A 12,138-nucleotide genomic window follows, 5' to 3' on the forward strand; every position below is an offset into this window, starting at 1 on the left:
GTATTTTCTATGACATCACTCGAAGCGAATGTGTAATCGTTGTCGGAGAGGATCCTAAACGGAACTTCGAGGCCTGCCGTCGGGAAGAAATAGGCCGTGTTATGGTAACGATCTTCCGTCACGTGGTGGGGCCAATGAGTTAATCAAAACAAAACCGATCAACACGTCTTAATTCTGCTCCGGTTTTCTCGCGATGTACTGAACCACCGATGCCATCCCGGTGTGAAATTTCCCTTCATGGACCTCGCGTTCAATTTCGTGTAACAGGATCGTCTCCAGCCCTTTCCATTCTTCCTCGATCTTTCGGCACGTCATCAAGAGTTCTAAGTCGTTCGGACCACCGGTGCCTCGGCCACGTTGACTTTCTGAGTATGCCTCAAAGATTAATATGCCGCCCGGCTTCAACGCCTGGACTAACATCGGATACAGCTTGATGCGGAGAGGGCGAGGTAAATGAGCATAGATCGATACGATGCTTCCCCAACTGTCGGGGCGAGTTTGATAGTCATTCAAGTCCACAACTTCGCTCGTAATGGTGACGTTTTGGTCGGCGGCAAGCCGGGCAGCTTTCTCAAGTCCAACCTCGGAACCATCAACCGCATGCACTCGGAATCCCTGTGTGGCAAGATAAACAGCGTTGCGTCCTTCGCCTTCGGCGATTGAAAGGACAGGATCGACAAGCATCGTCACGTTGTCTGCCAGAAACGTATTCGCCTCGGTTCCATACGCGTACTCGCTATCTGAAAATCGCTCGTTCCAATCGGGTGCCATCGAATCTCTCCTGGTGGTTTCAATCGCGACCTGTGAGTTTCGTATTCTCTTCAAAAGGCCGACGACGTCGTAACACAGGCCCGACGCTAGCGCATTCGGCCCTCGCTTCTGCACGAATACAATTAGACTATCCCTACAGGAAAAATCGGACCTCCGGCCCAGAGAGGGCAACCTCCCCGGGCGTTTGCTCATCCGACCTTCCCGCAAGTGGGAAGTATTATCCGGATGCTTAACCCCAAAGACTCGTGTTTAACTGCTTAGAAACTGTAAGGGTCACCGCCATCACGTTCGGCCGCCGAGAGTCGGTACATGTCCTGAATCAATTGGATGTCACACTCGCGTTGTTCGACTTTACGACGTGCGAACATGCGTTGCTGGGTATTGATCATCACTTCGGCCGGCAATAACGATTGTTGTCCAAACAGGCGGGCGTAGTTGACAAAGCTGGGGACATTTGATGTCGCAAAGCCGTACAACATGCTACAGACACCGATCACTTTGCCGGTGAAGATACTGGTATTGATTGCCGTCTTGCTGTAGTCACCCATGATGCATCCGAGAAACTGCATTCCCGTGGCGACCTTCTCGCCGCCGTACTCGATGTTGATCTTTCCATAGGTGTTTTTCAAGTCGCTGTTACATGTTCCGGCGCCGAGGTTGATCCAGCTTCCCAAGTAGCTATGACCAAGGAATCCGTGATGCTGTTTGTTGGTGTAAGGCTCGATCACCGACGCTTCGACCTCGCCACCGATCTTGACGGTGTGCCCCAAAGCCACGCCGTCCTTAAGTGCCGCATGTTCAATCACACGTGTTTTCTTTCCCGCATAGACGGGTCCGGCGAGAAAGCAAAACGGTCCGACGCTGACGCCCTCGTCAAATAAGATCGGCCCGTCATCGGTATTGATCACCGCGTAGTCACCAATCGAAACACCTTCGGCGACAAAGACACCTTCTTTGGTTTCGGTGTAGTTGCCGTGTTCCAATCGATACGTCATCGCATCGGGCATTTCTTTCATATGCCAAGCGACGACTTCGTGAGGCCACTGAAACGCGGGTAAATCATCAGCATCGATTTGCCATGGAGCGTGATCGATCTGATCAGCTTTGGCGATCAGTTTCTTAACCGTCTCGCCGCCACTTAACTTTTGCAGCTCATCGGTCGATTGGCCGACTGACTTTTTAAATGGCGAAGCAACTTCGGGCTTAGCCGCACCGGAGACTTCGGTTTGATTGCTGTTCAAGTCAGTCGTTTCGGACTTACCCAAACGGGCAACTAAAATTGCTCCCGTCGAAGCACAGCGAATCACTCCGCTGGCTTCCGAAGTTGCGATCGTTTTCAGATGACGCAGCGTTTCGACGCGGGGAACCAATCGGGCATTGACTAGCAAGACGTCTTGGCCTTCCACCGCCGCGTCCGATGGCGAAGCCAGTCCAGCGTCAAGCGACTCGAGCGTCGCCAGATAATTTCGTACGGCGACAGACAAATCACCCGGTAGTAGGCGGAGCCAATCGAGCAATTGATAACTCGCACAAGTGATCGCGTAAGCCGGACGAGCGTACGTGATCGGCTGCAATTGACTAACAATTTGGTCCTCAAAGCAGATCAATTTCATCGTGAAGGTCGCTTCGCGCGAGTGCGGGTTGTAACGATTGAACGAATGTGACGAAGGTCAATGGCGATTCCGCAGCCGATTTGTTGTTGTCATGACGGCTGAAACCGAGCGTCGAACTGGAGGAATCTACCTTCTGAATATGACTTTGCCGCTCGTTTCCACAACCCGTTGACTTGTAACGATCGTGTTGCACCTGCGTACTGCCGGAAAGCTTTTTGTTGCTGCGTCATTGACACGATTGCCGTTCGTACGGTGCCATCGATGGCTAGCAGTGCTGATCGCTTGTGGCTGCTTGACGCTATCGATGTTGGTTTGGACGACGGGTCTGAGAGTGCAAGCCGGCGAAACGACGATCGACGCACTTGTCGGGCAATTGGCCGACGACTCTTACGCAACACGTTTGAATGCTCGACGAAAACTCCTGAAGCTTGCCGAATCTGGAAGCGCGGCGGCTGATGAAGTCGATCGAGCGCTGCGAAAGCCGGTGCCGCTTCGCGGAGAACTTGAATACGACCTCGCCCGATCCGAGTTACGGCAACGAATCGCACATCGCCGAGTGCAACGATTGCACCAGTCGTTTCTTGATGAACCGAACTCCGATAGCCCCACTCCCAGCGGATGGACAACGTTTTGCCGCTTCGCCGGTGATGACTTCGATGCACGACAAGTGTTTGTATCGATCGTGAATCGTCATCCTTCGTTCGGAGACCGACTTCAGTTACCCAACGTTGATGCCGGCCGTGACGATCAGGACGCCGTACCGAATCGCTTACACCGTCTCGACAGTTTGGACTGGATCGCGCTGTTGACGATGGAATGCTGCCATCGCCCTTCGGTTTCAGACCGCCGCAGTCTGGCGATCGTCAGCGTACTCAGCCGCGAGGGTTTGGGACCCGACTTGGAAGGCATGAGTTCCTTGTCAGACAATTTAAATCCTGACGTCCCACGTCGTGTTTTTGCTCGACTTATCGGGAAATACTTGGACACAGTATTCGTCGATTTTCAAGATCGCGTTTGCATCGGGATGCGTTATGGATGCGAGCGATTGGTTGACATCGACTGCCGAAACGTTTTGAGTGACCGATCGCAATCACCGGCGAATGTTTCGGTGGCGTTGTTGGCAATGTCAGCGCAGCTCACGTCCAACGATGAGCTATCTCATTGGCTTGATGACTTCCAAGATGATCGACGAATCGCGACGGTTTGGCGAACCGCAACGCCGGCTAAACGAATCGTACGCTCAGAACTTCGCGACGTCGTTTTAGCAATCCGACTCGCTCGGCAACATTCTGATCCTCGCGACTTCGGATTTGCTTCCTTACGAGCTCATCCGAGACTGGGCTATCAACCCTACAGTCTTGGGTTCGAGTCATCCGAGCAGCGTGACGCCGCACATCAGGCTTTTCTGTTAGGACGTCAAAGCGTCGGTTCGATCGACTAACGTCCCTTCCGAAAAATCAGTCTTAGAGAACCGACTCGGCGACCAGACGTTCATGGTACGGTGTGGCCACCTCAACATACCATTCGCTTGTCCCACGATCCTTGTGGACGAGGTATTCCAATTCGATTCGCAACCGATAGGGATTCTCTGATTCATCGGCGGCAAGAATCACTTCGGCCTTTTGGCGTCCGTAATGGTTATAGATCCGCACGGGACGCCATAAAACCCAGTCATGATCGACGGGATACTTGGCCAAATCGGCGACCGTCGTATCCTCTTCCTCCGGCATCGACCCCATGCCCATGCTTTCGCTTTCTTGTTTTTGCTTCAGCTTTTCGTTTCGGTAATGCAGTTCCAACGGCATCGTTTTGAGGTAACGATTGACGTAGCTCTTCTGAAGCTCGTTGGCATAAATCTGATTTCCACTGCTGGCGACTCGCACGAACTGACGTGCAAAGTACTCCGCTTGCGCCCCAAGTGTCTGGTGTTTTGATCCATACCTCGCGATGCTGCAGGCACCGAAGAAACAGGCCAGAATGATGGCCAGCCGAGCGACCCCGGTTCCGACCGGAGTGACATCTCCGAGTTCAGGGCGTGTCTTGCGAAGGGCAAACATCGCGAACAAAATCGCGAGTACACCAACCGCGAGCATTGGCAGGGCGACGGTGGCGAATCCGCTGACAAGGGCCAAGATCAATGCGATAAAGCCGGAAATTCGAAGCGGCGTGTCTTGGGATTCAAACCCGGCTTCGCTGCTCATTACCGCGCCGAGCGTCCGCGGGGAGGTCGATTCGGTCGTCATCAGAAAGTGGTTCGGAAGGGGGCGAGAGAATCTTCGAGGAACTAGCAGCCGGTTGATTTCCAAGTCTAACTTCGTTTCAAAGTCAGCTGCACTGCTGCTTCTGCCTGACCGAAGGATCGTGGCTGAAGAAATGAAAGTGACAATCTAAAATCAACAAGCGGTTCGGTCCGAAACGGAGATAACGCCGTTCCGGATCAGAAAGCTACGCAGCCGAGAGGCGATTGGTTTGCCGGTGGCAGTAGAAATTTAACCAAATCGATCCCAAATGCGAAGTTTTGGTCGTCATTGCCTTCGCGCCGGCCGCTCAAGCGGCCTTTTCGCGATCGGGAAGATGGCCGATTTTCGATACGCCAGAAAGTAGCTCCGCGATTTTTTTCGCCGCCCGCTCGCTTGCCCCCGTTTGGGCGTACAAACGATTCAGCCGAGCGAGTTGCTGCCGACGTTGATTCAGCAACGCATCGTCTGAGAGTAACGCGCCGATTTGATCGACCAAGAAATCGCGTGCGGGGATTGGATTGCCGACACTGATCTTCTCGGGAAACGGCCGCTGATTGCTCTCCGGATCGGGCATCAGATTCGGGAGTGTGACGCTGTCAACTTTCACGACGCACTTTCCAAATGCGTACAAAAACCGACCCACCCGGTAGAGTACCACTGCTGGCTTACATCGGGCCATCAATTCCAAACTGACCGAACCGCTGACCATCATCGCACACCGTGATTGATCGACAATTTCGCTGGTCGCACCCTGATAGAAATCGAGGGGCAGATCGTTGCCTTCGCGATCGACATATTGTTGATAGGTCGACTGGCAGAATGCTAAGTGCTTGTCACGATACGCGGCGACGGCAAACCGGGTACCGGGATGTTGACGGCTGAGGATTGCGATCGCTTCGAGCATCACGGGCCAGTTCTTGGTCACCTCGGAAGTCCTCGATCCCGGTAGCACCGCGACCGTCGTCTGATGCTCACCCGATACTCGCCGAATGGAATCGACGTTGGTTTGATTCAATGCCGTTTGGTCGACCGCATCGAAGAATGGGTGCCCCACGAACGTCGTTGGGATCTGATGCGCAGAGAAAAACGATTGCTCGATCGGCAAGACGGCTAACACGTGATCAACGGTCGCTTTCATCTTGCGAATCCGCCACGACGCCCAAGCCCACAATTGCGGCGGACAGTAATAGTAAACTGGGATGCCGTATTTCTTAGCTCGCTTGGCGATGTGCCAATTGAATCCGGGAAAGTCGACCAGCACGACCGCGTCGACTTTCCCGGCGGCAAAAATCGCTTCGGCTTGGTCGACGAAACGAAAGAATTGCCGCAACTTGGGGAGCACTTCCAGGATACCGACGACGGCATGTTCGGTGAGATCAAGGTCGATCGCGCAGCCGGCTCGCTTCATTTCACGGCCGCCGAATCCGCGGGCCTGCACGCCGGGAACCTCGCGCCGCAAGGCCTCGATCAAGTGCGCCGCGTGTTCGTCACCGCTGGGTTCGCCGACCGAAAAGAATATCGTTTTGCTCATGCTGGCTTTGGTAGGCCAAGCAGCCGATGGCGTCAAGATAAACTGGGCGTTTGACGCCATCGGGGATAGCTGCGAAGGCTTACAGCGATTCGATCCACCGCACCAACGTTTTCACGTACACGCCCGTTGCGCCCGCGTCTCGATGGGGTTTGGGGCTATCCGAAAACGCCGGACCGGCAATATCGAGGTGAACCCACGGGGTTGATTCGACGAAGTTTTCCAGGAATTTGGCGGCCGTGATCGCGCCTCCCCAGCGGCCTTCGCCGACGTTTTTGATGTCGGCGACTTTGCTTTTTACTTTTTCGTCGTACAGCGAGTGCATCGGCAGCGGCCAAACCAACTCGCCCTCGGCCTCTGCCGCGGCAGTGATTTGATCGGCGACCGTTTGGTCGTTGGCCATCAGCCCGGCGACCTCGTTCCCCAGGGCGACCATGCAGGCGCCGGTCAAGGTTGCCAAGTCAACCATCGCGGAAGGCTCAAACGAGATCGCTACGTTCAGGGCGTCGGCCAAGACGACGCGTCCTTCGGCGTCGGTATTGAGAATCTCAATCGTCTTACCGCTGCGTGTTTTGATCACATCGCCAAGTTTGTAACTCGATCCACTGACCATATTTTCGGCCAGACCGCAAACGGCAACGACGTTGCGTTTGACGCCCAACTTTGCGATCGCGTTCATCGTCGCCACCACCGTCGCGGCGCCACCCATATCGCATTTCATATCGACCATTCCGTCGCTCGGCTTCAGTGACAGTCCTCCGCTGTCAAAGGTCACGCCTTTGCCGACCAAGGCGATCGGGGCGTCGCCTTGTTTACCACCGTTGTATCGCATGATGACCAACCGAGGCGGGCGTTCACTGCCGCCGCCGACGGCCAAAATCGAACGGCAGTTTTCCTCGGCCAATTTGGTTTCGTCCCAGACCTGACAATCGATGCCATTCTCGACAGATAACTCGCTAATGATGTCGGCGAACGACTCGGGGTAGATCGCCGAAGCTGGTTCGTTGATTAGTCGGCGGGCGAGGTTGACGGATTGGCCGAGCGTTTCACCGCGTTTGACGGCATCTTGGTCGACGGCACTGAAAACGATCGTTTGGGGAACATTGATGACCGCCTTGGTCCGATAGATCGATTGACCTTCCAAAGCATACAACGCGCCGGCGACGACCATGTCATGGGTAGACGCGTCAAAGGATTCGGCGAGGGCCACGAAGAAGGTTTCGTGAGACTTTCCGACGAGACCACGGATCGCTTGACTGGTTAACCGGAACGCTAGTTCGCGGTTCGCTTGACTGTCACTGATAAGTTGACCGAGGCCAATCACCAGAACCAGTTTGGGTCCGCCTTCGGCGGGTCCGGCCAGCAACATCGTTTCGCCTTCGTCGGCGGAAAGCTTGCCGGCTTTAAGTAAACGAGCGATCGCGCCGCCGATTTGTTGATCAATGAGCGCCGCGGTTGGGCTGAGCGACGCTCCTTCGCTGACCCCGACGATCGCAACGTCGCTGGGTTCATCGACGCCTGGGTTTGCCGTTCGGAGAGAGGGGAGGGGCAATTGCCCCAAGAACGATTTCCGTTGAGACTGTGACGAACTTTCCGACATAAGATGATTCAGCAGTGAATTGTTTCGGTAGGTTACTACACCTGAGATTGCTGACGGTGGCCATGTCCACCTTCGGTTACGCAACCAACCTGGATTTTAAGTTCTTTAAGTTTACCGGCCGCTATGAAGCACCGCAGCACCCGAGACACGGTACACGATCTTCGCGACGGCGGTTATCTGATCGAAGTTTCTGATCCTGTCGACCCCCATTTGGAAATGGCCGAGATCCAACGCCGCGTGTATGCCGGCGGTGGTCCGGCGGTGTTGTTTACCAACCCCATCGGTACTTCGTTTCCGATGGTTTCCAATCTGTTTGGGTCGATCGAACAAGCGCGTTATTTGTTTCGTGAGACCCTCGAATCAGTTCGTCGCCTGATCGAGGTTAAGCTTGACCCCTCGGCGGTACCTAAGCGGCCGCTACGTTACGCCGGCGTGCCGCTAACCGCCCTGCGGATGTTGCCGAAGTTCACCCGCCGTGGTGCGGTGTGCGGGGGCCGCTGCCAAGTGACTGACCTTCCAATGTTGACGTCCTGGCCAGATGACGGCGGGGCGTTTGTCACGTTGCCTCAAGTGCTTAGCAGTGACCCCGACGATCCGCAAAACTTGATGAAAGTGAACCTGGGAATGTACCGTGTTCAGCTTTCAGGCAACGAATACGCCAGCGACGAAACGGGTTTGCACTATCAAATCCATCGCGGAATCGGCGTTCATCACAAACGAGCATTGGCGCGATCGCAACCGCTAGACGTCACGATCACCGTCGGTGGTTCCCCGGCTATGACCCTTGCCGCCGTGATGCCGCTGCCGGAGGGTTTGACCGAGTTAACGTTTGCCGGGGCGCTCGCCGGTCGACGCATTGGGATGGTGCGTGGGGACCATGCACCGGTTTATGGCGATGCCGACTTTGCCATCGTCGGCTCGGTCGATCCGAACGTCACCAAACCGGAAGGCCCTTTCGGCGATCACCTCGGCTATTACAGCCTGCGACATCCGTTCCCGGTGCTTAAAGTTCGTCACGTCTGGCATCGCAAGGACGCCATTTGGCCCTTCACCGTCGTCGGCCGCCCGCCTCAAGAAGACACGACGTTCGGACAACTGATCCATGAACTGACCGACCCGATCATTCCGACCGTGATCCACGGTGTCAAAGCGGTTCATGCGGTCGATGCCGCGGGCGTCCACCCATTGCTATTGGCGATCGGCAGTGAACGATACATGCCCTACCTCGAAGAAAAGACGCCCCAGGAACTGCTCACCCAAGCAAACGCGATTCTGGGCAATGGTCAGCTTTCGCTGGCAAAGTATTTGATGATCGCCGACGATCCCGACGACCGATTAGACCTTCACAACATCGAGGAATTCCTGTGTTACGTTTTGTCACGCTTCGATCCGTCGCGCGACTTACATTTCCAGACACAAACTACCATCGATACACTCGATTACAGCGGTGAAGGGTTCAACCGAGGCTCCAAGGTTGTGATCGCCGCGGCAGGCCCCGTCCGCCGTGAGTTGCCCACTGAATTGCCCGGCGAATTGGAGTTACCAGAAGGCTTCAAATCGCCGCGCGTAGTCATGCCAGGGGTCTTGGCCGTCGAAGCCAACGCCTATCGACATGACGACGGTCGGTCTGACCTTGGACGGTTTTGCGAAGCATTCTCTGCGGCCGATTCGATCGCGAAGTTTCCCTTGATTACGATCGTCGATGATAGCGATTTCGCATCGCGGAACCTTTCCAATTGGCTTTGGAATACATTCACAAGAAGCAATCCAGCCACGGACATCAGTGGAATCGAGAGCGACACAATTGCTAAGCATTGGGGCTGTCGGGGAAGCGTGGTGATCGACGCTCGTTTTAAACCCTGGCAAGCGCCGGGACTGATCGAAGACACCGAAACGATCAAAAAAGTCGACGCCCGCGCCGCCCGTGGTGGGGCTTTGGCAAAGTACCTTTAGTGCTCCGCCGAGACGAAACATTTGGGTTTGGATTATCAGCCGACGGGCGTGAGTCCCGGTTATTGCACCGAAAACGTGGCGAACGCCAATCGGCTAATCCCCGTTTGAGATGTTGAAGAACTAGTAGCCGCCATCTTCTGAATAATAAAGAACGACAGTAACGGTCATGACCAACCTTCTCCAAAGCGTCTTTGATTGTGACGCCCCGGTCGCGTTGATTACCGGGAGCGGTGCCCCACGAGTCGGACGCGCGATCGCCAGTGAACTCGCCAGGTCCGGCTGTAATCTCGTGATCCATGCTAATACGAGTGTCGAAGAAGCCCAGCGAACGGCCGATCTATTGCGGCAACGCTTTGAAGTCGAAACGGCAGTCGTGATCGGTGCGCTCGATGACCCGGAAGTGCCGAAAACCATAGTCGATCAAGCTCATCAGCGATTTGGAAGACTGGATGTCCTGGTCAACAGCGCGGCGATCTGGCAACCAACGAAGATCGATGACGTCACCGCCGATGAAATGCGGCGGTATTTCGACGTGAATACGATCGGGACATTTTTGTGCGCACGTGCGGCGGCAAACGTCATGGCTAGCCAAATAACCGGTGGCAGTATCGTCAACCTCGGCGACTGGGCAACCGAACGACCATATCTCGATCACGCGGCTTACTTTCCTAGCAAAGGCGCAATCGACGTAATGACCCGGTCGCTGGCCATCGAGCTTTCACAAAAAAACCCCGCGATCCGAGTCAACTGCATCAAACCCGGTCCGGTCTTACTGGCTGACGAAGTCCCCGACGAACAACGTCGTAAGCTTTGTGCGAGCACACTTGGTGGAAAGATTGGCACCGCCGAACACGTCGCACATGCCGTGCGTTTCGTCTGCGAAAACACCTTCGTCAACGGTGTCTGCCTACCGGTCGATGGCGGCCGGACGATCTTTGCCCCCGACGGCTTGCAGGTCGGTGAAAATACTGGCTGATCGGTGATGCGATCGCAAAAAAAAACGCCCGCCGAAGGTGGGTTCGGTCGGGCGCATCTCTGGCAAGACAAGTACGGTAAAGGCTAAGCGGTGTAGAGCCACTTCGCCTTGCGGAGAATCATTCGCGACTGGCTGATGACATGTCGAGGCGGGACCCTTATCCGCCCAGAAATGTACGCTTCAACCAAGCATTGCTCCGTCGATCCAAATCACGAATCCGATCGGTGATCGAAGGCTTCGTTTTCTGGCTTGAGCGGTTTGCATGTGCGGATTGTCGCTTTTGGTCACCTTGTGCTTGTCGATGGGCCGGTGTCGCGTGAGAAGAAGAAGAGGATTGCGACGAGGAGGACACATCAAGGACCGGCGCCGGGATCGGCGTCGGCACAAACGACTGGTGGATTTTTGGCGCCATTGCGATTCGACTGTTTGGCAGTCGTTTCGTGACGCCCCGATTGTTGGCGACCGGGAAGTTGGCAAGTCGGTCGCCGCCGGTGGGGGCTTTGGCGATGCGGTGATGGGCATCCTGACCGTTCGACCGAATCAAAGCCGATAAATCTTGATCCGCCGGAGCCGCGTGGGTGGTTGCTGTGATAGCAAACAATGCCAGCACAGCAACAATGGGACGAACTCGGTTCATGGACACTGACTCCCTTGGTGTTTGAGCTTTGTGATCGAACTCTGTAATCGAGCCCTGTATTCGAACTCAGGGTGCGAACTCTGTGATCGAGGGTAAAGCAGTGCCGAAACATTCCCGACCGTTAAGCGATCTGCAAAGGTTTTGCAATCAACAGGCGAGCTTGCCGTGTGATTCGACCTTTGGATCGACCGCTCATTCGGCTTGCCTGTGACCTGGATAGTCCTGCGGGCTGAACCGAATCGGCAAACCAGTTCAGTCGCGAAGGTTTCTCACCCTGCGGTTGGTCAACTTGCCTTCGCCCTTTTCTCCCAGCCAATGAAATCAGCCACTAACGATGCAGCAGCCAGCTTATCACGTTCACATCTATGGCCCTCCGAGACTCACCGACTTGGGGTCTGTCCCCGCCGATGCTGTCAAAAACCGGGGACAGAGCACCGAGCAGGGACAGCAGAGCACCATTGCGACGACATTCGAGAACGCGATGGCGCGATTGCAAGATTTGACGCCCTCGGTCCTCACCGAACCCGATGGATCGATCGCCTGGGCGGGGACAGAGCACCAAATTGTTGGCATCATCTACGATGCGGCCGATCAAATTCAGTACGTCGAACTAAGAGGGCACGGCCAAAGCAAATACTGGAGACTGCTTTTGCAGGCAATCGCGGGGACAGAGAACGTTGATCGATTTTCGATCATGGTCCTGCCGAACCGGCAGTGGAAGAATTTTCAAAGCTTTGAAAGAATGCTCGACGAGAATGCAAGCTGATTTTGCTCGCAATTGCAGATTTCGCCCTCCATCAACGACGCTTCCTCGCTTTTT

Annotated in this window: 10 protein-coding genes; 4 read left to right on the plus strand and 6 right to left on the minus strand. The window is 55.1% G+C overall.

The window, feature by feature from the left end; genetic code table 11:
- Positions 1–168: 168 nt before the first annotated feature.
- Positions 169–771, minus strand: coding sequence for a class I SAM-dependent methyltransferase (locus tag FYC48_RS03220; RefSeq protein WP_200836524.1), 603 nt, complete (start codon positions 769–771; stop codon positions 169–171).
- Between the two features lie 257 nt (positions 772–1,028).
- Positions 1,029–2,384: a putative sugar nucleotidyl transferase gene (locus tag FYC48_RS03225; protein ID WP_149495221.1), complete on the minus strand. Its 1,356-nt coding sequence runs from the start codon at positions 2,382–2,384 to the stop codon at positions 1,029–1,031.
- A gap of 271 nt (positions 2,385–2,655) precedes the next feature.
- On the opposite strand from FYC48_RS03225, the gene FYC48_RS03230 reads away from it, so the two are divergent.
- On the plus strand, positions 2,656–3,825 hold the full coding sequence (locus FYC48_RS03230; protein ID WP_149495222.1) for a hypothetical protein: 1,170 nt from the start codon (positions 2,656–2,658) through the stop codon (positions 3,823–3,825).
- Between the two features lie 22 nt (positions 3,826–3,847).
- Here FYC48_RS03230 and FYC48_RS03235 read toward each other — a convergent pair whose 3' ends face one another.
- From FYC48_RS03235 to FYC48_RS03245, 3 genes are all read right to left on the minus strand, one after another.
- On the minus strand, positions 3,848–4,627 hold the full coding sequence (locus FYC48_RS03235; RefSeq protein ID WP_149495223.1) for a hypothetical protein: 780 nt from the start codon (positions 4,625–4,627) through the stop codon (positions 3,848–3,850).
- Positions 4,628–4,931: 304 nt separating this feature from the next.
- On the minus strand, positions 4,932–6,155 hold the full coding sequence (gene lpxB, locus FYC48_RS03240; protein ID WP_149495224.1) for a lipid-A-disaccharide synthase: 1,224 nt from the start codon (positions 6,153–6,155) through the stop codon (positions 4,932–4,934).
- 79 nt (positions 6,156–6,234) lie between these two features.
- A complete protein-coding gene (locus FYC48_RS03245) occupies positions 6,235–7,752 on the minus strand; it encodes a leucyl aminopeptidase (RefSeq protein WP_200836525.1) in 1,518 nt (505 codons plus the stop codon).
- Positions 7,753–7,875: 123 nt separating this feature from the next.
- Between FYC48_RS03245 and FYC48_RS03250 the strand changes: the two genes are divergently transcribed.
- Positions 7,876–9,705, plus strand: a complete 1,830-nt coding sequence (locus tag FYC48_RS03250) for a UbiD family decarboxylase (RefSeq protein ID WP_149495225.1) — start codon at positions 7,876–7,878, stop codon at positions 9,703–9,705.
- A gap of 166 nt (positions 9,706–9,871) precedes the next feature.
- The gene (locus tag FYC48_RS03255; RefSeq protein WP_149495226.1) at positions 9,872–10,681 is read left to right on the plus strand and encodes an SDR family oxidoreductase; all 810 of its coding nucleotides are present in this window, start codon (positions 9,872–9,874) and stop codon (positions 10,679–10,681) included.
- A gap of 157 nt (positions 10,682–10,838) precedes the next feature.
- Here the strand turns inward: FYC48_RS03255 and FYC48_RS27575 are convergent, their stop codons facing one another.
- Positions 10,839–11,318, minus strand: coding sequence for a hypothetical protein (locus tag FYC48_RS27575; RefSeq protein WP_160149298.1), 480 nt, complete (start codon positions 11,316–11,318; stop codon positions 10,839–10,841).
- Between the two features lie 334 nt (positions 11,319–11,652).
- Here FYC48_RS27575 and FYC48_RS03260 point away from each other — a divergent pair, with 334 nt between their 5' ends.
- Positions 11,653–12,084, plus strand: coding sequence for a hypothetical protein (locus FYC48_RS03260; protein ID WP_149495227.1), 432 nt, complete (start codon positions 11,653–11,655; stop codon positions 12,082–12,084).
- Positions 12,085–12,138 lie beyond the last annotated feature (54 nt).

The organism is Roseiconus lacunae, from assembly GCF_008312935.1.
Taxonomy (GTDB): Bacteria; Planctomycetota; Planctomycetia; order Pirellulales; family Pirellulaceae; genus Stieleria; species Stieleria lacunae.

What these genes read in the sequence shown, in the direction of transcription:
- FYC48_RS03220 (WP_200836524.1), bottom strand. Translation starts at nt 771, where the DNA reads ATGGCACCCGATTGGAACGAGCGATTTTCAGATAGCGAGTACGCGTAT.
- FYC48_RS03245 (WP_200836525.1), bottom strand. Translation starts at nt 7,752, where the DNA reads ATGTCGGAAAGTTCGTCACAGTCTCAACGGAAATCGTTCTTGGGGCAA.
- lpxB (WP_149495224.1), bottom strand. Translation starts at nt 6,155, where the DNA reads ATGAGCAAAACGATATTCTTTTCGGTCGGCGAACCCAGCGGTGACGAA.
- FYC48_RS03250 (WP_149495225.1), top strand. Translation starts at nt 7,876, where the DNA reads ATGAAGCACCGCAGCACCCGAGACACGGTACACGATCTTCGCGACGGC.
- FYC48_RS27575 (WP_160149298.1), bottom strand. Translation starts at nt 11,318, where the DNA reads ATGAACCGAGTTCGTCCCATTGTTGCTGTGCTGGCATTGTTTGCTATC.
- FYC48_RS03225 (WP_149495221.1), bottom strand. Translation starts at nt 2,384, where the DNA reads ATGAAATTGATCTGCTTTGAGGACCAAATTGTTAGTCAATTGCAGCCG.
- FYC48_RS03255 (WP_149495226.1), top strand. Translation starts at nt 9,872, where the DNA reads ATGACCAACCTTCTCCAAAGCGTCTTTGATTGTGACGCCCCGGTCGCG.
- FYC48_RS03260 (WP_149495227.1), top strand. Translation starts at nt 11,653, where the DNA reads ATGCAGCAGCCAGCTTATCACGTTCACATCTATGGCCCTCCGAGACTC.
- FYC48_RS03235 (WP_149495223.1), bottom strand. Translation starts at nt 4,627, where the DNA reads ATGACGACCGAATCGACCTCCCCGCGGACGCTCGGCGCGGTAATGAGC.